The 20,259-nt window shown below is 63.7% G+C and carries 20 protein-coding genes and 1 pseudogene; 12 read left to right on the forward strand and 9 right to left on the reverse strand.

What is annotated here, in order from left to right; translation table 11 throughout:
• Window positions 1-10 precede the first annotated feature (10 nt).
• On the reverse strand, window positions 11-988 hold the full coding sequence (locus tag A3AS_RS0138720; protein WP_018322802.1) for an SMP-30/gluconolactonase/LRE family protein: 978 nt from the start codon (window positions 986-988) through the stop codon (window positions 11-13).
• An 89-nt stretch (window positions 989-1,077) separates the two neighbouring features.
• Here A3AS_RS0138720 and A3AS_RS0138725 point away from each other — a divergent pair, with 89 nt between their 5' ends.
• Together A3AS_RS0138725 and A3AS_RS0138730 are read left to right on the forward strand one after the other, a co-directional pair.
• Complete coding sequence (locus tag A3AS_RS0138725) at window positions 1,078-1,902, forward strand: NAD(P)-dependent oxidoreductase (RefSeq protein ID WP_018322803.1); 825 nt, start codon at window positions 1,078-1,080, stop codon at window positions 1,900-1,902.
• Window positions 1,903-2,029: 127 nt separating this feature from the next.
• Window positions 2,030-2,443, forward strand: coding sequence for a hypothetical protein (locus tag A3AS_RS0138730; protein ID WP_018322804.1), 414 nt, complete (start codon window positions 2,030-2,032; stop codon window positions 2,441-2,443).
• Window positions 2,444-2,479: 36 nt separating this feature from the next.
• Here A3AS_RS0138730 and A3AS_RS0138735 read toward each other — a convergent pair whose 3' ends face one another.
• From A3AS_RS0138735 to A3AS_RS0138745, 3 genes are all read right to left on the reverse strand, one after another.
• Window positions 2,480-3,037 (reverse strand): hypothetical protein, encoded by a 558-nt coding sequence (locus tag A3AS_RS0138735; protein WP_018322805.1) that lies wholly within the window; start codon window positions 3,035-3,037, stop codon window positions 2,480-2,482.
• Between the two features lie 34 nt (window positions 3,038-3,071).
• Window positions 3,072-4,247, reverse strand: a complete 1,176-nt coding sequence (locus A3AS_RS0138740) for a TAXI family TRAP transporter solute-binding subunit (RefSeq protein WP_018322806.1) — start codon at window positions 4,245-4,247, stop codon at window positions 3,072-3,074.
• Window positions 4,248-4,422: 175 nt separating this feature from the next.
• Entirely contained in the window at window positions 4,423-5,106 is a 684-nt protein-coding gene (locus A3AS_RS0138745) for a GntR family transcriptional regulator (protein ID WP_018322807.1), read from the reverse strand.
• Between the two features lie 174 nt (window positions 5,107-5,280).
• Between A3AS_RS0138745 and A3AS_RS0138750 the strand changes: the two genes are divergently transcribed.
• The 4 genes from A3AS_RS0138750 to A3AS_RS0138765 all read left to right on the forward strand — a co-directional run bounded on the left by A3AS_RS0138750 (window position 5,281) and on the right by A3AS_RS0138765 (window position 10,163).
• Window positions 5,281-6,996 (forward strand): IlvD/Edd family dehydratase, encoded by a 1,716-nt coding sequence (locus A3AS_RS0138750; protein WP_049815121.1) that lies wholly within the window; start codon window positions 5,281-5,283, stop codon window positions 6,994-6,996.
• Window positions 6,997-7,052: 56 nt separating this feature from the next.
• Window positions 7,053-8,060 carry a TRAP transporter substrate-binding protein gene (locus A3AS_RS0138755; protein WP_018322809.1) on the forward strand — a complete coding sequence of 336 codons (1,008 nt, stop codon included), beginning with the start codon at window positions 7,053-7,055 and terminating at the stop codon, window positions 8,058-8,060.
• Between the two features lie 187 nt (window positions 8,061-8,247).
• On the forward strand, window positions 8,248-8,826 hold the full coding sequence (locus tag A3AS_RS0138760; protein ID WP_018322810.1) for a TRAP transporter small permease: 579 nt from the start codon (window positions 8,248-8,250) through the stop codon (window positions 8,824-8,826).
• Window positions 8,823-10,163 carry a TRAP transporter large permease gene (locus A3AS_RS0138765; RefSeq protein ID WP_018322811.1) on the forward strand — a complete coding sequence of 447 codons (1,341 nt, stop codon included), beginning with the start codon at window positions 8,823-8,825 and terminating at the stop codon, window positions 10,161-10,163. Before A3AS_RS0138760 ends, A3AS_RS0138765 begins: the two co-directional genes overlap by 4 nt.
• On the opposite strand, the gene A3AS_RS0138770 is transcribed toward A3AS_RS0138765, so the two are convergent.
• Together A3AS_RS0138770 and A3AS_RS0138775 are read right to left on the reverse strand one after the other, a co-directional pair.
• On the reverse strand, window positions 10,123-10,731 hold the full coding sequence (locus A3AS_RS0138770; protein WP_018322812.1) for a histidine phosphatase family protein: 609 nt from the start codon (window positions 10,729-10,731) through the stop codon (window positions 10,123-10,125). The two genes, A3AS_RS0138765 and A3AS_RS0138770, sit on opposite strands and share 41 nt — an antisense overlap.
• Window positions 10,728-11,522: an enoyl-CoA hydratase/isomerase family protein gene (locus A3AS_RS0138775; RefSeq protein WP_018322813.1), complete on the reverse strand. Its 795-nt coding sequence runs from the start codon at window positions 11,520-11,522 to the stop codon at window positions 10,728-10,730. The genes A3AS_RS0138770 and A3AS_RS0138775 overlap by 4 nt, the downstream gene beginning before the upstream one ends.
• Window positions 11,523-11,750: 228 nt before the next feature.
• Between A3AS_RS0138775 and A3AS_RS0138780 the strand changes: the two genes are divergently transcribed.
• The gene (locus A3AS_RS0138780) at window positions 11,751-12,971 is read left to right on the forward strand and encodes an NAD(P)/FAD-dependent oxidoreductase (protein ID WP_018322814.1); all 1,221 of its coding nucleotides are present in this window, start codon (window positions 11,751-11,753) and stop codon (window positions 12,969-12,971) included.
• Here the strand turns inward: A3AS_RS0138780 and rbsK are convergent, their stop codons facing one another.
• Window positions 12,972-13,886: a ribokinase gene (gene rbsK, locus A3AS_RS0138785; RefSeq protein ID WP_018322815.1), complete on the reverse strand. Its 915-nt coding sequence runs from the start codon at window positions 13,884-13,886 to the stop codon at window positions 12,972-12,974.
• Window positions 13,887-13,892: 6 nt separating this feature from the next.
• A complete protein-coding gene (locus A3AS_RS0138790) occupies window positions 13,893-14,786 on the reverse strand; it encodes a sugar kinase (RefSeq protein ID WP_018322816.1) in 894 nt (297 codons plus the stop codon).
• Between the two features lie 224 nt (window positions 14,787-15,010).
• Between A3AS_RS0138790 and A3AS_RS0138795 the strand changes: the two genes are divergently transcribed.
• The 5 genes from A3AS_RS0138795 to A3AS_RS0138815 all read left to right on the forward strand — a co-directional run bounded on the left by A3AS_RS0138795 (window position 15,011) and on the right by A3AS_RS0138815 (window position 19,948).
• Window positions 15,011-15,859, forward strand: coding sequence for a VOC family protein (locus A3AS_RS0138795; RefSeq protein WP_018322817.1), 849 nt, complete (start codon window positions 15,011-15,013; stop codon window positions 15,857-15,859).
• Between the two features lie 210 nt (window positions 15,860-16,069).
• Window positions 16,070-16,777 carry a TetR/AcrR family transcriptional regulator gene (locus A3AS_RS0138800; RefSeq protein WP_018322818.1) on the forward strand — a complete coding sequence of 236 codons (708 nt, stop codon included), beginning with the start codon at window positions 16,070-16,072 and terminating at the stop codon, window positions 16,775-16,777.
• A gap of 315 nt (window positions 16,778-17,092) precedes the next feature.
• Window positions 17,093-17,902, forward strand: coding sequence for an ABC transporter permease (locus tag A3AS_RS0138805; protein WP_018322819.1), 810 nt, complete (start codon window positions 17,093-17,095; stop codon window positions 17,900-17,902).
• 56 nt (window positions 17,903-17,958) lie between these two features.
• The gene (locus A3AS_RS0138810; RefSeq protein ID WP_018322820.1) at window positions 17,959-18,951 is read left to right on the forward strand and encodes an ABC transporter substrate-binding protein; all 993 of its coding nucleotides are present in this window, start codon (window positions 17,959-17,961) and stop codon (window positions 18,949-18,951) included.
• A gap of 151 nt (window positions 18,952-19,102) precedes the next feature.
• Window positions 19,103-19,948 carry an ABC transporter ATP-binding protein gene (locus tag A3AS_RS0138815; protein WP_018322821.1) on the forward strand — a complete coding sequence of 282 codons (846 nt, stop codon included), beginning with the start codon at window positions 19,103-19,105 and terminating at the stop codon, window positions 19,946-19,948.
• A 67-nt stretch (window positions 19,949-20,015) separates the two neighbouring features.
• Here the strand turns inward: A3AS_RS0138815 and A3AS_RS48710 are convergent.
• A pseudogene (locus tag A3AS_RS48710) lies at window positions 20,016-20,259 on the reverse strand (ISAs1 family transposase); the annotation flags it as partial.

Below are 20,259 nucleotides of genomic sequence, written 5' to 3' on the forward strand. Positions count from 1 at the left end.
TGTGGAGCGCCTATCCCCCCACCGCCCCCTGCGTGTTCACATACAGCGCGTAGATCGACTGGCTCGCCGCCATGAACAGGCGGTTGCGCTTGACGCCGCCGAAGCAGAGATTGGCGCAGCGCTCGGGCAGGGCAATGCGGCCGATCATGACGCCGTCGGGCGCGAACACCACCACGCCGTCGAGCTCGGGATCTCCCATGCCCCAGCCGCACCAGAGATTGCCGTCGATGTCGCAGCGCATGCCGTCCGGCGTGCCAGGGCCTGCATCGATGTGGACGCGCTTGTTGGAAATCTCGGTGCCGTCAGCCGAGACGTCATAGGCGAGGATTTTTCGGTTTGGCACGCCGCGGGATTCCACGACATAGAGGATCTTCTCATCCGGCGAGAAGCACAGCCCGTTCGGCCCGAGCACCCCCTCGGCGACAATGGTCGCCTTGCGCGTCTCGGGATCGAGCCGGTAGACATTCGGCTCGATCTCGGGCTCGGCCTTGTAGCCCTCGTAATTGCCGAGCAGGCCGAAGGTCGGATCGGTGAACCAGATCGAGCCGTCCGATTTAACAACGACATCGTTCGGCGAGTTCAACCGCTTGCCGTTGAATTGATCCATCAGCACGGCGACGCTGCCGTCATACTCAGTGCGCGTCACGCGCCGCCCGCCATGCTCGCAGGTGACGAGCCGGCCCTGCCGGTCGCGCGTGTTGCCGTTGGCGAAGTTCGAGGGCTTGCGGAACACGGAGACCGCGCCGGTCTCCTCCTCCCATTTGACGATGCGCTGGTTCGGGATGTCGCTGCACAAGAGATAGCGCCCGTCGCCGAACCACACGGGACCCTCGGCCCAGCGCAGGCCGGTCGCGAGCCGCTCCACCGCGGACAGCTTCAGCCAGTATTTTTCGAAACGGGGATCGAGTGCACGAATGGCCGGGTCGGGGTAATACGTCGCCGGCCGCCAGCCTGGCCGCTCCTGGGTGTGGGACGATGCCTCATTCATGTCGGTTCTCTCGTTTCGTTCCCTCTGGACAATGCTGCTATCATTAGAGACACGTGACCGCAAATCGGTCACCAACGGCGAGGGAAGACATGCCGCGTATTTTGATGACGGGAGCTTCGGGCGGAATCGGCACGAGCCTGCGAAGACTGCTGCCGCCGATCTATCCGGATCTCCTGCTGTCCGACATCAAGCCGCCGGCCGATCTCGGCGCGCACGAGAAGTTCAAGGCAGCGGACCTCGCCGATCTCGCGCAGTGTGAGGCGATCTGCGAGGGCGTCGATGGCATCATTCATTTCGGCGGCTATTCGGTCGAAGGCAACTGGGACCAGATCCTCCAGGCCAACATCATCGGTGGCTATAATCTGTTCGAGGCGGCCTACCGCAAGGGCGTCAAGCGCGTGGTGTTCGCCTCGTCGAACCACGCCGTCGGCTTCTATCCGCGCCACCACAAGATCGGCACCGACGTGACCCCGCGTCCCGATGGCCGCTATGGCGTCAGCAAAGTGTTCGGCGAGGCCGTTGGCGCGCTCTACGCCGACAAGCACGGGATGAAGGTGACGTGCCTGCGCATCGGCAATTTCGGCGACATGCCGCTCGACCAGCGCCGGCTCTCGATCTGGCTCAAGCCCGACGACCTCGTGCAGCTCTGCCGCATCGGGCTCGAGCATCCCGATATCCATTTCGAGGTGTTCTACGGCGCCTCCCTCAACGAGCGCGCCTGGTGGGACAACCACCGCGCCTACGAATTCGGCTATCGCCCCACGGGCCGCGCCGAAGATTTCCGCGAGCACGCGATGGCCGAGCAGGCCAAGCTGAAGCCCGATCCGGTCGGCGATTATTTCCAGGGCGGCACGTTCTGCAGCATGGAGTTCGATGCGGATCCGGACCGGATCATCGATTGGAATAAGCGGTAGCGCCTGTCGTCATGCCCCGGACTAGCCCGGGCACGACGGTCCGTTGATCTAGATCAACCTTCCTCTCGTCGTCTGGCTCTCGATAAGTGCGATCGTAGTTCGACCGCCGGCAGCGAGAGCCACGACAATGAGAGTCAAATTGTCAGTCGTCGCGATGCTAGCGGCGATCTTGCCAGGGCCAACGCGAGCCGCGGCGCTCAGCGACGCCGAAGCGACATTCCTCGACCAGCTTGTCACCGCATCAGTGGTGCTCGAACAGCGATGCGACGGTTACGAGGTCGATGGCAGCGGCAGCGTTCAGCTCGGTGCCCGGCTGCTCGGCAGTCCCGACGTCGCGATGGCCATGATCGACGCCTATGCCGCGGCCATCAAGGCCCGCGACGGCGAGAGCTACGATCCCGGTAAATTCCGTCCCGAAGTGTCCGACGCGGCCCGCAAAACGTTCAGACGGGTCCGAACGGACCTGATCCAAAACCCGAAAAGGGCCTGCGCCGATTATGGCGAGACCAGCGTGGAGCGTGGCCTGCTGAGGCGGTACTGACATCGTCAGTGACGTGATCGCATGACCTGTCGTACGTCATTTGGCAACGCGCGCTTCCTGTTTCTTGGTCACGTGCCAGAGCACCACATGGTAATGCGGCACATCCACGCCGGGGTGACCTGGGTTGAAGTAGAAGCTGACGTGGTCAACTGGTCCTGCTGACCCCGCCCCCTCCAACGTTTTGTGATCGTCGATGTCCTTGTTCGGGACCATGTAGACGGTCGCGACCAGACGGTCCCTGCGATCGAAGGTCAGGAACGGCCCCAGCGGCAAGGTGTCGGGCTTGACGAATATAGTGCCGAGGCCCGGAAAGAACTTCGGAAAGTTCACGAGATCGCTGACCCGCTGGTATCCGTTTTTTTCCGCGACCTCCCGCTGGTTTGGTGGTGGACGAACGACTTTGTGCTTTCTATGTGCCTTCTTTCGGTGAGGGGCTGTCCTGGTTTTGTCGACCTCGTCGGCCGGTGGCGCTGTGCCCGGGAGCAGCTGCGGAGCTTGTGGCCAGAAGGGAGCAAATTGGGCGGCGGGGCGCCTCACATCGGCGATCAAGGCGAGCAACGCAACAAGGGCTGCGCCCACCACGGTTTTGCACATCGATACCTCCCGAGGTTTGTTTGCCCAAGTCTGCTCACTTGGCCGGATTGCGTTCTCTCCAGCGCAGGAAATCCCGAAACAGTTCTTCGCGATCAGGTAGATCGGCAGTTGGCTTTCCCTCGATGAACCGGCCGAACGCCTTGCGAAGCGCGGCTTCCCCTCCCGATTGCTGCTGGAGCCAGCGCTCTGCCGGTCGGAATCGTCGCCATCCGGGGAGTTGTGCGGCCAGGTTTACTTCGCGCCACTTAGGATGATGGGCGTCGCCGAGAAATTCGGGAAAGCGCGTGAACAATGTCTGGACGAAGAACTCCAGCAACCGAAATCGCTCGTTGCCGCTCGGCCAGTTGTAGGCGAAGAGGGCGGATTTGATCGCGATCGTGTCAACGCTCGCTTCGGCGGCGATCAGATTCGGATAATCCTTGTGGCGGAACGTCGATGGCAGATAATCTTGTTGCAGCAGCTCCTTGAAGTAGGGGATCGGCAGGAGGTGAATACCATCGAGTTGCGAGACCTGCGTCAGGAAGCTGAGCGGTTTTCCTGAGACCAGCAGAGCGGCGGAGAGATCTCCCTTCCTCAGACCATCCAGCGCGGCCTCCGGTCCCAGGTTCGACTCCATGATCTCGACGCCCAGACGGTTCAACACTTCGCGGCCGAGAATGGCGCCGGCACTGCCGTCGTCCCCGAGATTGACCCTCTTTCCCGAAAGCTCCGTCAGGCTTCCGATTTCCGCCCGTGCGAGAAGATGGAACTCTTCGATATGGAGCGGGGCAATGTAGGTCAGCCTGTCAGAAATATCCCCGAAGGTCCTTGTCTCCCGGAGCCGGTCGACGAGGACGACGGGCGAAATCGCCACGTCGGTACCTGCGAGGGTGAGCACATCAAGGACGTTGCGGGCACCACCGTCTCCCACGATGGGTAGGACCCGCAATGCGACCTGGCCATGAGGACCGGTCTCCTGGCCGCCGGCGAGCGTGGTCGCAATGTCCTGAGCGATCGCGAATTCAGTGCATTGCGGCGAACCGGTTACAAATCCCACCGTAAACGGGTCCGCAGGTCGTCCCGTTTCCTTCTTGGGGATGCCTTCCTTTCTCGGAGACACCTTCGTGGATTCGCCCGGAGAAGCCGACGGCCGCTTTTGCGCGAAAGAATCCTGGACCTGTCCGCCGAGCCAGGCCGCCGCAATCAATGCGATGAACAAACCGGTCCGCATCGCTCCGCAGACCCTCATTGTTCAACCTGCTCGGTCAGTCCTCCCTTGGGCGTGACATACTGCGAGAAACTGCCGCCCGCGGCGTCCGAACCAAGACCGAGCCTTATGCTCGGCCTTCCAACGCGCCCGGGGCACCGGCGTTCCGTGATGGATGCCTGCAGCAGAAGTTTACCGACTAGCGCCCGGCCTCGTCCGCAATCCGCGCCAGATAGTCCTTCTTGCTGAACTGCATGTGATCAACACACAGCTGCGCCAGCGCCCAGCTGTCGCGCCCCCTCAACAGCTCGATCATCATCTCATGCTGCCGCCGCGATTGCGCGAGCCCTTCGCGCTCGGCGAGGTTCTTGGCGCGCATCGGCAGGGTCAGGTTCATGTAGTCCTGGAGCGAGCCCACCAGGTAGGGATTGCCGCAGGCCGAGAACAGCGCGAGGTGGAAAGCGTCGTTGGCTTCGTGGATGCCGCGTAGATCCTGTGCATCGGCTCTCGCGCAATATTGTCGTTGCAGCGCGGAGAGCTCGTCGATCAGGGCTTGCGGCGCGGGCAGAGGGATCATCAGCGCGGCCTGCCGCGTCAGCATCTCCCGGACCTCGTAGATCTGCCGGACCTCCTCGGCCGAGTAGAACCGGACGGTGGCGCCGACGTTCTTCTCGCGGCGGACGATGCCGCGGCGCTCGGCATCCACCAAGGCTTGGCGCACGAAGTGGCGCGAGGTGCCGTAGCGCGACATCAGCGCGTCCTCGGTGAGGCGCGCGCCGGGCGGCAGGCGGCCGAAGATGATGTCCTCCTCCAGCCGCGCGACGACCTCGTCCGGATCGTCGTGCCGGACCGGCATGCTGTCTGCGGTGCGAATGTCGGACATGCCCTCGGCCTCCCGGCGTCTGGCCGGCTCGCCCTGTGGAGCAGGGAAGGGACGGATTGTCAATAATTTGCGCCGGAGATGGCACATTTTAGCGGAAAATGCGACAATATGGACCAAGCTTATTGACAATCGAGGTTCAGGCTGTACCACAATGGCAACTGAAGGAGTGGCATGATGACGAGTGGGTTGCGCAAGGGTCTGACGAGCTATGGCGATGCCGGCTTCTCGCTGTTCCTGCGCAAGGCATTCATCAAGGCCATGGGCTATTCCGACGACGCGCTGGAGCGTCCGATCGTCGGGATCACCAATACCTATAGCGACTACAATCCCTGCCACGGCAACGTCCCGCAGATCATCGAAGCCGCCAAGCGCGGCGTGATGCTGTCGGGGGCGATGCCGTTCGTGTTTCCGACCATCTCGATCGCGGAGAGCTTTGCGCATCCGACCTCGATGTACCTGCGCAACCTGATGGCGATGGACACCGAGGAGATGATCCGCGCCCAGCCAATGGATTCGGTGATCGTGATCGGCGGCTGCGACAAGACCCTTCCGGCGCAGGTGATGGCGGCGATCAGCGCCGATTTGCCGACCGTGGTCATTCCGGTCGGTCCCATGGTGGTCGGCCATCACAAGGGCGAGGTGCTGGGCGCCTGCACCGATTGCCGCCGTCTATGGGGCAAGTATCGCGCCGGCGAAATCGACGATGTCGAAATCGAAGCAGTGAACGGCCGTCTCGCGCCGTCGGTCGGCACCTGCATGGTGATGGGTACGGCCTCGACCATGGCCTGTATGATCGAAGCCATGGGCCTGTCGCTGCCGATGAGCGCGACGATCCCGGCGCCGCATGCCGAACGATTCCGTCTTGCCGAGGCGAGCGGCAAGGTCGCCGCCGAGATGGCCAAGACCAAGGGGCCGAAGCCGAGCGAGCTTTTGACACCCGCATCTTTCAAGAACGCGCAGGTCGTGCTCCAGGCGATCGGTGGCTCCACCAACGGCCTGATCCATCTCACCGCGATGGCGCATCGCTCGCCGCACCGGCTCGATCTCGAGGTGTTCGACCAGATCGGCCGCGAGGTGCCGGTGCTGGTCGACCTCAAGCCGTCGGGCGAACACTACATGGAGCACTTCCACCACGCCGGCGGCGTGCCGAAGCTGCTCGCGCAACTCGGCGACCTCGTCGATCTCGACGCCAAGACCATCTCGGGCCAGACGCTGCGCGATGTCGTCGCCAATGCCGAGGACGTGCCCGGTCAGGACGCCATTCGCTCGCGTGACAATCCGATTAAGAAAGAGGGCGGCCTTGCCGTGTTGCACGGCAACCTCGCGCCGCGCGGCGCGGTGATCAAGCAATCGGCCGCGAGTCCGAAGCTGTTGAAGCATACCGGGCGGGCCGTCGTGTTCGAATCCGTCGAGGACATGACGTTGCGGGTCGACGATCCCGATCTCGACGTGACGGCCGACGACGTGCTGGTGCTGCGCAATGCCGGCCCCAAGGGCGCGCCGGGCATGCCGGAGGCCGGCTATCTGCCGATCCCGAAGAAGCTCGCGCGCGGCGGCACCAAGGACATGGTGCGCATTTCGGATGCGCGCATGAGCGGCACCGCGTTCGGCACCATCGTTCTGCACATCACTCCGGAATCCGCCGTCGGCGGGCCGCTGGCGCTGGTGAAGAACGGCGACAAGATCAGCCTGGACGTAGCCAAGCGCAGCATCGAGCTCTTGGTCGATGCGGCCGAACTGGAGCGCCGGCGCGCTGCCTTGAAGCCGGCGGCTGCGCCCGATGAGGCGCGGCGCGGCTATGCCTGGCTGTTCAACGAAACCATCATGCAGGCCGACGAGGGCTGCGACTTCGATTTCATGCAGAGGACTGGGAAGACCGAGACAAGCTGACCGAACGACGAGCGCTCAGACCGCACAAGCGGCGGGCGATAACATAGGGGGAAACGATGATTGCACGATCCATGCCAGGATTCTTACATGGGTTGGCGGCTGCGGCCGCCGTGCTGTTCGTGACCGGGGCGGGGGCGCAGGAGGTGAAGCATTATCGTTTCGCCTACGACCAGCCGCGCAACACCGGCTATTCCATCGCGGGCGACATCTTTGCCGAAAAGCTCAAGGAGTTGAGCAAAGGCACCATGATCATCGACCAGTATCCGGGCGCGCAGCTCGGGCAGGAGCCGCAGGTGCTCCAGCTCGTGAAAGCCGGAGACGTCGAATTCTCGATCATCTCCTCCGCCAACACCGCGACGATCTCGCCGCAGGCCGGCGTGATGTCGCTGCACTATTTGTTCCGTGACGAGAAGCACGTGGTCAAGGGGCTGGCCGATCCCCGCGTGTTTGAAGCGCTCAAGACGATGATCGACGAGACCACGCAGGGCCTGCACGTGATCGCGACCGGATCGCAGGGCGTGCGCCACATGTACGCCAGGAAGGAGATCCACAACGTCGGCGACATCAAGGGCGCAAAGGTCCGCGTGCAGGCGACCGCGACCGAGGACACCATGTTCCCGGCCTATGGCGCCCAGACCGTGCACATGCCGTTCGGCAGCGTTTACACCAGCTTGCAGACCGGGGTCGTCGACGTCGCCGAGAACAGCATCAACGTCTACCTCGTCAACAAGCATTACGAGGTGGCGCCGGTCCTCAACATCACCGAGCACGAGGCCAACAACGCGCTGGTGTTCATCTCCGACAAGCTCTGGCAGAGCCTGTCGGCCGAGCAGAAGGGCTGGGTACAGACGGCGGCCAACGAGATCAGCACCAAGGAGCCGGCGAAGGCGTTCGAGCTGGAGCGCACCGCCGCCGAAAAGCTGAAGAAGATGGGCGTGAAGGTCGTCGATAACGTCGACAAGAAGAGCTTTGTTGCGGTCGCCGATCCCTATCTCGACAAGCTCGCCAAGGAGCTCGGGCCGCACGCCGAGAAGATCAAGGACTTGATCCGGTCAATCAATTAGGTCGCTTGCGGCCATCCTTCGAGACGCCCGCCTTGCGGCGGGCCCTCAGGATGAGGTCTCGTTTCGCGGCGAGATTTTAGACCCTCATGGTGAGGAGCCCGCGAAGCGGGCGTCTCGAACCATGCAGGCCGAGCGTGATCGGCAGCTTCCCAGCTGTCTCATCCGATAGCTTTGGGACGGGGGACTAATGGCCATCGCCGACAAACTGCTTGTGCATCGCCAACGCCACCTGAAATGGCGCTGGCTCGACTGGCTTGAGCTGGCGCTGATGATCCTCTGCGGCGTGCTCTGCTTCGGCTTCTCGCTGTCGGTCACCGCGGACATCGTCACCCGGACCATCGGTCATCCCTGGCTGTGGCTGCAGGAGGTCACCTCGACGCTGTTCATCTACGCGATCTTCATCGGCACGGCCGCTGCGACGCGCCGCAACGACCACCTCTATCTCACCGCGATCTCCGAGGCCTTGCACGGCACCTCGCGGCTGATCGTCGAGCTGATCATCCGCCTCGTCGTGCTCGGTGTCGCCTTCTGCCTGATCTGGTATGGCTATCAGAATTATCTGCGCGGCTTCGGCAGCTTTCGCCTGCCATCGGGCACGCCGATCGCCTCGCTCTACGCGATCATCCCGCTGTCGGGCGTGTTGATCGGCCTGTTCACCATCGAGCAGCTGGTCAACGGGCTGCGCAACGGCTTCGATCATCCCGAGCCGCCAGAGGAGGATGGAACGCCCATCGTCACCGACGCGCAGGCGAGGGCGCAGCTATGAGCGCACCTGTTGTTCTGGCGTTGATGACGATCTGCTTCCTGTCGTTCGGCTATCTCGGCGTGCCCGTGCCGTTCTCGCTGATGGCCGGCGTTTTCATCGGCGCGATCCTGTCCGACGTTTCGCTCGCGGCCATCATCCAGAAGATCTTTGACGGCGTGGATTCCGAGGCGCTGCTGGCGATCCCGTTCTTCCTGCTGGTCGGCGAGCTCATGAGCTCGGCGAATGTGGTGGTGCGGATCGCGAACCTCTCGGTGTCGCTGGTCGGGCATATCAGGGGCGGGCTGTCGCAGGTCGTCGTCGTCTTCAGCATGTTCTTCTCGGAGATGTCGGGCTCGACCACCGCCGACGTCGCCGTGATGAGCCGCGCGCTTGGCGGGCCGATGAAGCGAGAGGGTTACGAGCCGGCCTTCATCGCCGCCATCATTGCCTCGGCCTCCACAATCGCCGCGCTGGTGCCGCCGAGCATTACCGCCGTGGTCTATGGCGCGGTCGGTAACGTCTCGATCGCGGGCCTGTTCATGGCGGGCGTGGTGCCCGGCCTGATGATCGGCTTCGGTCTGATGCTTTATTGCTACTTCTTCGGCCCCTCCGGCCTGCGCAAGCCGCGCGCGCCGCTTCGGCAGGTGGTGTTCGCCGCCGGCGATGCGGCGCTGCCGCTGATGATCCCGGTGATCCTGCTCGGTGGCATCCTGACCGGCTGGTTCACGCCGACGGAAGCCGGCGTGGTCGCCGTCGTCTGGATCGTCTTGGTCGTGATCCCCGCGCTCAATCGCGGGCACATCAAGAATATCCCTTACGATTTCTGCATTGCCGGACTGATCTTCTCGCTGCCGCTGGTCACCATCGGCGCAGCCAATGCCTTCGGCTGGATGCTCGCTTATCTGCGTGGGGCGAGCTACATCGCCGAAATCATCACCTCGATGGCAGGTAACGATCCGCACCTGATCATGCTGCTGATGGTGCTGCTCTTCACCGTGGTCGGCGACTTCATCGAGCCGGTGCCGACCATCATCATCTTCATGCCGCTGGTCAACACACTGACGGAGGCGGGTGACATCAATAGCGTCCATATGGGCGTGGTGCTGATCGCCACGCTGGCCTTCGGCCTGATCACGCCGCCTTACGGGCTGGTGCTGCTGATGGCCTCGAAATTCGTCGGCATAAGTTTCGCGAAAGCGCTACGCGCTGCGTTGCCGATCTATCTGGTGTTCCTGGGGACGATCGCATTCGCGATCTACTTCCCGAGCGTGGTGCTGTGGCTGCCGCAGAAGGTGCTGCCGGAATCGGTCGGCTGCTTCAAGTCGCCGGCGGGGACGGGCTATATCTGTCCGAAGTAACGACTTGCTCGACGCGCCATTGCGCCTGCTCGCGCAGGTAACGGAACGGCGTGCCATGGCTATTCTTGAAGTAGCTGCCGCACAGCGCGTTGGCCATCCCCTGCATCACCGCGTCATGGCAGACGAACAGGAGATCGTCGCCGGGATGACGGTCGAGCCACGCCGAGACGCAAGCCAGCGACCGTTTCGTCATGGCGTCCCAGCTCTCGCCGTCGGCCGGCAGGATCGAGACGAGGCCCGTCGCCGACTTGACCCCGTGCTTGATCATGAGGTCGCGAACTGGCAGGCCTTCAAAGCTCCCGAAGTCGAACTCGATGATGCCGTCGTCAATCGCCAGCGGCACCGAGATCGCGGCCGCGATGATCTCGGCCGTTCGCGCCGCGCGGGCCAAGGGACTTGCGACGATGCGGCTGATGCCTGCGCCGCGCAGCATGCCCGCGGCCTCGTGCGCCTGCCTGAGGCCGTCCTCGTTCAGCGGATTGTCGGTCCGCCCCTGGAATCGTCCCTCGCGATTCCAGTCGGTCGCGCCGTGACGAAGGCCGTGGAACGTACGCACCGGTGTCGTCACTTCGACTTGCTCGTGAATTTCTTCACGGCGCTGCGAAATTCCTCCGTGTTTATCGCCATGATGATCTTGTGCTCCTCGGCATCGAGCTGCTGCTTCACCGGCGTGGTGGCGGCCTGATAGACCAGCGATTTGGTGCCTGATATCGCCGCCGGCGGGTTCTGCGCCAGACGCTCCGCGAGTTTTCGTGTGGCCGCTTTCAGTTCGGCGGCCGGAACCGTCTTGGCGACGAGGCCCCATTCATAGGCCTGCTGCGCGGTAAAATTGTCCTCGGCGAGAAAGATCTGCAGCGCCCGGCGGGAGCCGACCGTGCCGACGATGCCGACCGTCGAGCCGCCGTCCGGCGACACCCCGATCTTGGCATAAGCCGGCGTGAATTTGGCGTCGTCCGCGGCGATGCAGAGATCGGTGACGAAGGCGAGGCCCATGCCGGCACCGGCGGCCGAGCCGTGAACGCTGGACAACGAGATTTTCGGCATGCGCCGGATGATTTCGATGAAGGCGTGATAGTACTTCAGAAGCTCGCCGACAACAGGCGTCACCGTGCCCGCTTCGGCGGCGGCACCAATCGTCTGCAGATCGCCGCCGGCCGAGAACGCACGGCCTTCGCCTTCGAGCACGACGACCTTGATGTCGTCGTCGCCTTCGAGATAGGCCGCAAGCTGCTCTAGCTTCTGCGCGATGGCGAGATTGATGGAGTTGAACGCGGCGGGACGGTTGAGCGTGATGGTCGCGATCGAGCCGTCGATCCGCAGCAGGGCGGGATCATCGGGCTGGGAGATGGGAGCTGGCATCTGAGAGAGTCTCCGGCAGGAGGTGGTTGCTGCAACTAAATCGCAGAAGGGCAGGGGTGACAATCCCCGACCGCCGCCCTTGCGCGGGGCGAAACGATAGGCTCAAATGGGGCTGCCTTTGCCAAGGGACGGACACGAGCGCCGGCTCCTCGTAAGGCCAGCAACCAAAATCAGCGAGAGAGGAGACGGCATGGGTCACGCTCGTGTCTTCCGGAAATGGGCTGTCCAATGAGCGACGGTCGGGTGATCATCGTCGGTGCCGGCCATGGCGGCTATCAGGTCGCGGCATCGCTGCGCCAGGCGGGCTTTTCGCAGCGCATTTGCCTGATCAATGACGAGGCGCATCTGCCCTATCAGCGGCCGCCTTTGTCCAAGGCCTATATCAAGGGCTCGGCCGGGCCGGAGAGCCTGATGTTCCGGCCGGAGAAATTTTATCAGGACCAGAAGATCGAGCTGATCGCGGGCCGTGCAGTGTCGATCGACCGCGCCGGCCACAAGGTGCTGCTCGCCTCGGGCGAGACGCTGGCCTACGGTCATCTCGTGCTGGCGACGGGCGCGCGCAACCGGCTGCTTGATCTGCCGAATGCGAATCTGCCCGACGTGAAGTATTTGCGCATCCTCGACGAGAGCGAGGCGCTGCGTGCGATCATGCCCTCGAAGTCACGGGTCGTGGTGATCGGCGCCGGCTTCATCGGCCTGGAATTCGCCGCCACCGCGCGGATCAAGGGCCTCGAGGTCGACGTGCTCGAGCTCGCCCCGCGCGTGATGGCGCGGGCGGTGACGGCGGAGGTGTCGGAGTATTTTCAGGAACGCCATCGCGAGGCCGGTATCCGCGTCCATCTCGGCGTGCAGGCGACCTCGATCGAGGCAGAAGGCGGCAAGGTCACCGGGGTCTCCCTGAGCGACGGTCGGCATCTGCCCGCCGACCTCGTCGTGGTCGGCGTCGGTGTGCTGCCCAACATCGAGCTTGCCGCGGAAGCCGGGCTGCCGGTCGCCGCCGGGATCATTGTCGACGAATATCTTTCGACGGCTGACCCTGACATCTCCGCGATCGGCGATTGCGCACTGTTCGCAAGCCCGCGCTTCGGCGGATCGCTGCGGCTGGAATCGGTGCAGAACGCCACCGACCACGCCCGCTGCCTCGCCGCGCGACTGACCGGCGACCGCAAACCTTACGACAGCCATCCCTGGTTCTGGAGCGACCAGGGCGACGATAAGCTCCAGATCTCCGGCCTCACCACCGGCTACGACCGCGTCGTGCTGCGTGGCAGCGCCGCGAACAAGGCGTTTTCCGCGTTCTGCTACAAGGGTGAGACGCTGCTCGGCATCGAATCGATCAACCGCGCCGGCGATCACATGTTCGGCCGACGGTTGCAGGGCATGAATCGCTCGATCACGCCGGCGCAGGCCGCGGATGAAAGCTTCGATCTGAAGAGCGCGCTGGCGTGATCAACCAGCGCGGAGCACAGCCGCCACTTCCGCGGCCGTCGGCATCGACGGCCCCGCGCCCATGCGCTGCACGCTGATCGAAGCGGCGGCGTTGGCGAAGGCGAGGGCGGCGCGCAAGGGCACACCGTCAGCCAGTTGCGCGGCGAGCGCGCCGACAAAACAATCACCGGCACCGGTGGTATCGACCGCCTTCACGGCACGCCCGGGCACGGCGGCCTCTTCGCGCCCCGCAAGCGCAAGCACGCCGCGTTTGCCGAGCGTGATGCAGATGGTCTGGTCCGCGCGCGCCTGAAGTATTCGCGCAACATCGAAGATCTTCGCGGCCTCGTCGCCGTCGGACAATTCCTCACCGGCGAGGAAGCCGAGCTCGGTCTCGTTCAGCACGAGGATGTCGACGAGCGCGAGCAGTTCACCGGACATCTTTTGCGCTGGCGCCGGGTTCAGCAAGGTCACGGCCCCGGCCTCGCGTGCGCGCCCAAAGAACGCGGCAATCGTCGGCAGCGGGATCTCGAACTGGCTGACCGCGACATCGCCCTTCGCCAGCGGCACGTCCGCGACATCATCCGCGCCGACCTGCGCATTGCTGCCGGGAATGACGACGATGGTGTTATCGGAGGCGGCGACGGTGATGATCGCCGTGCCGGTGTGGGTGTCGGCGTCGCGGACGGAGCCGAGATCAATGCCCTGATCGCCAAGAAACGTCCGCAACTCGGCCCCGAACGAATCCTTCCCCAGTCGCCCGATCAGCATGGTCTTCGCGCCGAGCCGTGACGCCGCCACCGCCTGGTTCGCGCCCTTGCCGCCTGGAAAATACAGCACCTCGCGGCCGGCGACGGTCTCGCCGACGCGCGGGTGGCGATCGGCGGTCGCCACCACATCCATGTTGATGCTGCCGGCGACGAAAACGCGCCCCATCTGGATCTAGACCCTGACCTCGAACTCGTGCCTGACCTTGGCGATGTCGACGAGCGTCGGCAAGCCGGCCTCGTTGCCGAGGCGCTGGATCTTGAAGGTCGAGGCGGCCCGGGCAAAATCAAAGTGCTCGCGCCAGCTTTTGCCGGGATGGGCGAGGTAGGAATAGACATAGGCGCCATGGAACACGTCGCCGGCGCCGTTGGTGTCGATCACGCGCTCGCGCGGAATCGGCATCGCCGGCATCACCTGCACCGTCCCTGTTTCGTCGTACCAGAGCAGGCCCTTCTCGCCCATGGTGATGCCGCCGATCTTGCAGCCGCGGCTCTTGAGATAGTCGAGCATCTTCTCCGGCGTCAGGTCCATCTGTTCGCACAGGCGCTCGGCCACGATGGCGACGTCGATATATTCCAGCAGCTCATGGGTGTTGGTGCGCAGGCCGCCGCCGTCGAGCGAGGTCAGGATGCCGGCCTCGCGGCAGACCTTGGCGTAGTGGATCGCGGCATCGGGCTGATGACCATCCACGTGCAGCGCGCGGCAGCCGCCGAGATTGAGCATCGGAAAGGGGTGGATGTGCTCGTCGTCGCGGCAGCGGACGATGGCGCGCTTGCCGTCCTTGGGCATGATGAAGGAGAGCGAGGACTGGTTGACCTTCCGCCCGTGCAGCGAGATCGCGTATTTCGCGCACATGTCCTGGAACATGCGCCCCAGCCAGTCATTGGCCGCGGTGGCGATAAGATCCGGCACGATGCCGAGCTTGGCGCAGCAGAACGCCGCCGTCACCGCGTTGCCGCCGAAGGAGACCGCGTAGTCCGAGGCCACGTGCTTCTCGTCCCCAGTCGGCATGTGGTCGGTGATGAAGACGACGTCGATATAGGTCTGTCCGATGAAGAGAGCCTGCATTGCTTGTCCGTCATGCGCTTTGTGGTCCAGGCCGGCGCGCTTACTGTAGCACCGGTTCCGCTCAGGGATCGCTGAAATTATTCGCAAATCTGCCGCCCCAAGCGCTTGAGGTCAGCATGAGGCCGGAATACGACCATCACCGGGCAATGCCAAGCCCGGACAAACGCCGTGTTTTCTGCGCATTGGTTCCAGGTCAATAAAAGGGTCGATCAAAAGGGGGACATATGATCACCGGCCTCGATCACGTCGTCGCTCTGGTCAGGGATATCGGTGCAGCCAAGGCGGCCTATCAGACGCTGCTCGCCCGCGCGCCGGCCTGGCAGAACTCCGGCGAGGGCGCCGACCGCGTGCTGTTCACCCTCGAGAACATGACGATCGAATTGATGGCGCCGAGCGGTTTCAGCGTGACGGCCGATCGGATGCGTGCGCTGCTCGACGACCAGGAGGGCGTGCTCGCCAGCCTGTGCTTTCGTGTCGCAGACATGAGCAGGATGCACCGGCGGCTGCAGCGGGTGGCCCTGAGCCCGGATCCGGTTGCCGAGGTCGAAAGCAGCGACGACGAGTCGGGCGCCGTCCTGCACTGGAAGCGCACGCGCGCCGCCACGGAACTCACGCGCGGCGTGCGCATGTTCTTCCTCGAGCTGGCCGACGAGCGTCCGCTCTCCCCGGCGACCGACGTCGCGCCGATCGATGCACTCGACCACGTCGTGGTCACCACCGAGGATTCCGAACGCGCCGCCGCGCTCTACGGCGCACGGCTCGGGCTCGATTTGGCGCTCGACCGCTCGCACCAGGACTGGGGCCAGCTGATGTTCTTCCGCTGCGGCGATCTGATCGTCGAGGTGGTGCGCCGGCCGGTCGCCGGCGGTGACCACGCGCGTGACCGGCTCTGGGGCCTGAGCTGGCGGGTCGCCGACATCGACGCCACGCGCGCCCGCCTGATCGCCGCCGGCTTAGACGTCACCGAGGTCCGCAACGGCCGCAAGCCGGGCACGCGAATCATGACGGTGCGAAACGGCACCTGCGGCATTCAGACCGTTCTGCTGGAGCGCTCGCCCAAGCCGGTGGGGTGAAAGCGGTCTTTCCACTCGAGGACTCTCGTAGGGTGGGCAAAGCGAAGCGTGCCCACGTCTTGGCTGCTCGATGAGAAGGCGTGGGCACGGCGCAAGAGCGCCTTTGCCCACCCTACGAAACCGGCTTGCTTGGCTTTCACTGTCGCGAAACTATGCGGCGGGCTGCCCGCGTGTTACATGCGTACCGACAGCATCCAGCGAGCACTCCACTTGGCGAAGGCAAAGCGAACTCTGAAATGGCAGCGTGATCCCGAGGGGATGCGGCTGCGCATTCTCGAAGCCGCCAAGCAGGAGTTTTCCGCCCACGGGCTCGCCGGCGCACGCGTCGACCGTATTGCGGCCAAGGCCGGCGCCAACAAGCGCATGCTCTACTACCACGTCGGCAACAAGGACGAGCTTTACCTCGCGGTGCTCGAAGGCGCCTATGACAAGATCCGCAGCGAGGAGCGGGGGCTCGATCTCGAACATCTCGATCCGCCCGAGGCCATCCGGCGCCTGATCGAGTTCACCTGGAACTACTTCCTGCGCAATCCCGAATTCCTGTCGCTGCTGCAGACCGAGAACCTCGCGCGCGCAAAGCACCTGAAGAAATCGACCAAGGTCAAGTCGATGCACTCGCCCTTCGTCGAGATGATCCGTACTGTGGTGCGACGCGGCGTCGACAGCGGCGACTTCCAGGTCGCGGTCGATCCGGTGCAGCTCTACATCTCGATCGCAGGCCTCTGCTTCTTCTACCTCTCGAACTCGGCGACGCTCAGCGTGATCTTCGGCCGCGATCTCCTGGACAAAAAGGCCAAGGACGAACGGCTGGCGCACATGGTCGGCCTGGTGCTGGCTGCGCTGACGGGACAGTCCGTGGCCTTGTTCGAGATCGCGAAAGCGTCGAAGTCGCGCAGCGTGGTGGCGCAGACGGTGTAGTGCTCGCTCGTCGCTTGTCGACGATCGGCTGCTGATGCCAAGTTCTCCGCTGTCATCGCCCGACTTGATCGGGCGATCCAGTATTCCAGAGACAGCGAAGGGATGCGGAGAGGGCGCCGCGTACTGGATTCCCGCTTTCGCGGAGAATGACACCGAGAGTGGGGCGGTCTCATGCCCCGGACGCAGCGCAGCAACGTCCCATTTCCAAAGCACCGCGGAACCGCCGCCGCAAAACGTCACAGGGAAAGGTCTGGACAGTATTTATCCAACGGGTTAATTTCTCCCCACAACGAAGAAGACTGCCGGGGGTGAAAATTGGCCGAGCTGAAGCCGCAGAATGCGATCTCCAAGCTGCTGAATGCGGCCTGGGTCCGGCCGTTCTTGTTCCTCGTCTTCATTGTCGTCGCCTGGGATCTCGCCATCCGGCTGTTCAGGATCCCCGCCTACCAGATCCCGTCGCCGCTCGATGTCGTTGCCGTGCTGCGTACCGATTGGCCGGAATTGCTGCGCCAGTCCTGGCCGACGACCTATGCGACGGTCTGCGGTTTCGCGCTGTCCGCTCTGTTCGGCATTCCCGTCGCGATGCTGATTGCGGGCTCGAAGACGGTGGAGAGCTACATCTATCCGCTGCTGGTGTTCTCGCAATCCGTGCCCAAGATCGCGATTGCGCCGCTGTTCGTGGTCTGGTTCGGCTTCGGCATCATTCCAAAGGTGATCTCGGCGTTTCTGCTCGGCTTCTTTCCGGTGGTGGTCTCGGCCGTGCAGGGCTTCAAATCGGTCGATCCTGACATGGTCGATCTCGCCCGCGCCATGCAGGGCAGCCGCTTCCAGGTGTTTTGTGCGGTGAATCTGCCGCACGCGCTGCCGGCGATCTTCTCGGGTCTCAAGGTGTCGGTGACGCTCGCCGTGGTCGGCGCCGTCGTCGGCGAATTCGTGGGGTCCAATTCCGGCATCGGCTACGTGATGCAGCGCTCGATCGGCACTTTCGACCTGCCGACCATGTTCGCAGCCCTGGTGATCCTCGCGCTGCTCGGCGTGATCCTGTTCTGGATCGTCGACCGGATCGAGAAGCTGGTCATTCCCTGGCATGTCAGCCAGCGCGAGGACGTGATTTTCGCTTCTTAACTAAAGCACAAACGGCCACCAATGGCCGAAACAACAACGGCAAAGGGAGAGTGACGATGAAGCGGTGGATAGGAGCTGTCTCGGCGGTGCTGCTGACCTTCGCGGCCATGCCGGCGCAGGCGGCCGACAAGGTCGTGCTGATGCTGAACTGGTACGTCTATGGCGAGCACGCGCCGTTCTATTACGGCAAGGCCAAGGGCATCTATGCCGCCGAGGGCATCGAGCTTGAGATCCAGGAAGGCCGCGGCTCGGCTGCGACCACGCAGGCCGTCGCCGCCAAGACCGCCGATTTCGGCTATGTCGACGTTCCCACCATGATGCGCGCCGCGATCAAGGGCGCGCCTGTGGTTGCGACCGGCGTGCTGCTCCAGACCTCACCGATGTCCGCCATGGGTTTTGCTGACAAGAACATCAGAAAGCCCGAAGACATCAAGGGCAAGACGGTGGCGATCACGCCGGCCGATTCCATGACCCAGATCTGGCCGCTGTTCCTGAAGAAGACCGGCCTCAAGGAAAGCGACTTCCAGACCGTTGCCGGCGATGGCCAGACCAAGCTCAACGCGGTCATCAACGGCCAGGCTGATCTGCTGCTCGGCTATGTCATGGACCAGTCGATGAAGATCAAGGACGCCACCGGCAAGGACGTCTACCCGATCAAGTTTGCCGACTACGGCATCAACATGGTCTCCTCCGGCATCATCGCCAATGCTGACTATGTGAAGGCCAATGCCGATCTCGTTCGCCGCTTTATGTCGGCGACGACCAAGGCGGTCGAAGCCGCCGAGAAGGAGCCGAAGGCCGCCGCGCAGTCGATCCTCGATGCCAACCCCAAGGGCGGCAAGATCGACACGCTGACGCAGGGTTTTGAGCTGACCATTCCGCTGTACCGGACCGCGGAGACCAAGAGCAAGCGGCCGTTCCAGGTCACGGACCAGAACATGACGGACTCCGTCAACCTGATGGTCGAATATGGCGGACTGGATGCCAAGGCCAAGGACAACCCGAAAGCCTTCTACACCAACGACTATCTGCCGAAGAGTGGCTCGTGAGCGATCAATATCCGCCGTCGTCCCTGCGAACGCAGGGACCCATTACCACCGGCCTCGATTGTTACGAAAGGTCTCACTCCGCGTGCCCGGATGCGCCGGCACGGCGTATGGGTCCCTGCGTTCGCAAGGACGACGGAGGGAGAGCGCTGCGATGAACCCTGCGACCAAACCAATCGATGTCCAGCCGGCCGCCCATCTGAGACTGGTGAGCGACCGGGCCGCGGGCGATGCCTCGGGAATCAAACTGTCCGGCGTGTCGAAGACCTACCGGACGCGCGACGGCGATGTGCCGTCGCTGCGTCCGCTCGACTTCCACATCAACGACGGCGAGTTCTTCGTCGTGGTCGGGCCATCCGGCTGCGGCAAGTCCACGCTGCTCAAGCTGATCTCCGGCTTGCTGCCGCCGACATCAGGCGAGATCCTGGTCGAGGGCGAGAAGGTGACGACCCCGCACGGCAATGTCGGCATCGTCTTCCAGAACGCGTTACTGCTGCCCTGGCGCAACATTCTGTCCAACGTCATGCTGCCGATCGACATGAAGCGGCTGCCGCGGGACAAATATCTTCCCCGCGCCAAGGCGCTGCTGAAGCTGGTCGGCCTCGAAGGCTTCGAGAAGAAGCTGCCCTGGCAGCTCTCCGGCGGCATGCAGCAGCGCGCCTCGATCTGTCGCGCACTGGTGCACGATCCAAAAATCATGCTGATGGACGAGCCGTTTGGCGCGCTCGATGCGCTGACGCGGGAGCGCATGAATGTCGAGCTGATGCGGATCCAGCGCGAGACCAGGAAGACGGTGCTCCTGATCACGCATTCGATTCCGGAAGCCGTCTTCCTCGCCGACCGTGTCCTCGTCATGACCGAGCGCCCCGGCGCAATCGCCGCGATCTACGACGTACCGCTGCCGCGCCCGCGCTCGCTCGACGTCATGGCCGACCCGGTTTTCACCGAGCTTGTGCAGCGCATCCGCAAGCATTTCTTCTCGCAAGGGGCGTTGGACTGAGGCAATGCGATTGATCTCGGCTGCAACCACGACGACGATGCGCTCCGTCTCCCGCTTGCGGGCAGGGCTATCGCATATGGCTGAGGGTGGCCAAGAGGAATGCGTTGTCCCAGCCAGCGCGCTTGATTTTACGCCGGAGGGAAGCGCGATCCGGGTGGGTTCGCAGAACATTGAGGGCGAGCCTGCGCAGAATGGCGAGATTCTCGGGGGCGTGGTCACAGCGCGAGCGGTTGCCATCCTCAGCGAAATGGACGTCGAGAACCCAATGGAGCTGATTCTCGATGCCCCAATGGCTGCGGGTGACGTGGAGC

The organism is Bradyrhizobium sp. WSM2793, from assembly GCF_000379585.1.
Lineage (GTDB): Bacteria > Pseudomonadota > Alphaproteobacteria > Rhizobiales > Xanthobacteraceae > Bradyrhizobium.

Coding starts and splice junctions, on each gene's coding strand:
- A3AS_RS0138720 (WP_018322802.1), bottom strand. CDS start 988: ATGAATGAGGCATCGTCCCACACCCAGGAGCGGCCAGGCTGGCGGCCG.
- A3AS_RS0138725 (WP_018322803.1), top strand. CDS start 1,078: ATGCCGCGTATTTTGATGACGGGAGCTTCGGGCGGAATCGGCACGAGC.
- A3AS_RS0138730 (WP_018322804.1), top strand. CDS start 2,030: ATGAGAGTCAAATTGTCAGTCGTCGCGATGCTAGCGGCGATCTTGCCA.
- A3AS_RS0138735 (WP_018322805.1), bottom strand. CDS start 3,037: ATGTGCAAAACCGTGGTGGGCGCAGCCCTTGTTGCGTTGCTCGCCTTG.
- A3AS_RS0138740 (WP_018322806.1), bottom strand. CDS start 4,247: ATGCGGACCGGTTTGTTCATCGCATTGATTGCGGCGGCCTGGCTCGGC.
- A3AS_RS0138745 (WP_018322807.1), bottom strand. CDS start 5,106: ATGTCCGACATTCGCACCGCAGACAGCATGCCGGTCCGGCACGACGAT.
- A3AS_RS0138750 (WP_049815121.1), top strand. CDS start 5,281: ATGACGAGTGGGTTGCGCAAGGGTCTGACGAGCTATGGCGATGCCGGC.
- A3AS_RS0138755 (WP_018322809.1), top strand. CDS start 7,053: ATGATTGCACGATCCATGCCAGGATTCTTACATGGGTTGGCGGCTGCG.
- A3AS_RS0138760 (WP_018322810.1), top strand. CDS start 8,248: ATGGCCATCGCCGACAAACTGCTTGTGCATCGCCAACGCCACCTGAAA.
- A3AS_RS0138765 (WP_018322811.1), top strand. CDS start 8,823: ATGAGCGCACCTGTTGTTCTGGCGTTGATGACGATCTGCTTCCTGTCG.
- A3AS_RS0138775 (WP_018322813.1), bottom strand. CDS start 11,522: ATGCCAGCTCCCATCTCCCAGCCCGATGATCCCGCCCTGCTGCGGATC.
- A3AS_RS0138780 (WP_018322814.1), top strand. CDS start 11,751: ATGAGCGACGGTCGGGTGATCATCGTCGGTGCCGGCCATGGCGGCTAT.
- rbsK (WP_018322815.1), bottom strand. CDS start 13,886: ATGGGGCGCGTTTTCGTCGCCGGCAGCATCAACATGGATGTGGTGGCG.
- A3AS_RS0138790 (WP_018322816.1), bottom strand. CDS start 14,786: ATGCAGGCTCTCTTCATCGGACAGACCTATATCGACGTCGTCTTCATC.
- A3AS_RS0138795 (WP_018322817.1), top strand. CDS start 15,011: ATGATCACCGGCCTCGATCACGTCGTCGCTCTGGTCAGGGATATCGGT.
- A3AS_RS0138810 (WP_018322820.1), top strand. CDS start 17,959: ATGAAGCGGTGGATAGGAGCTGTCTCGGCGGTGCTGCTGACCTTCGCG.
- A3AS_RS0138815 (WP_018322821.1), top strand. CDS start 19,103: ATGAACCCTGCGACCAAACCAATCGATGTCCAGCCGGCCGCCCATCTG.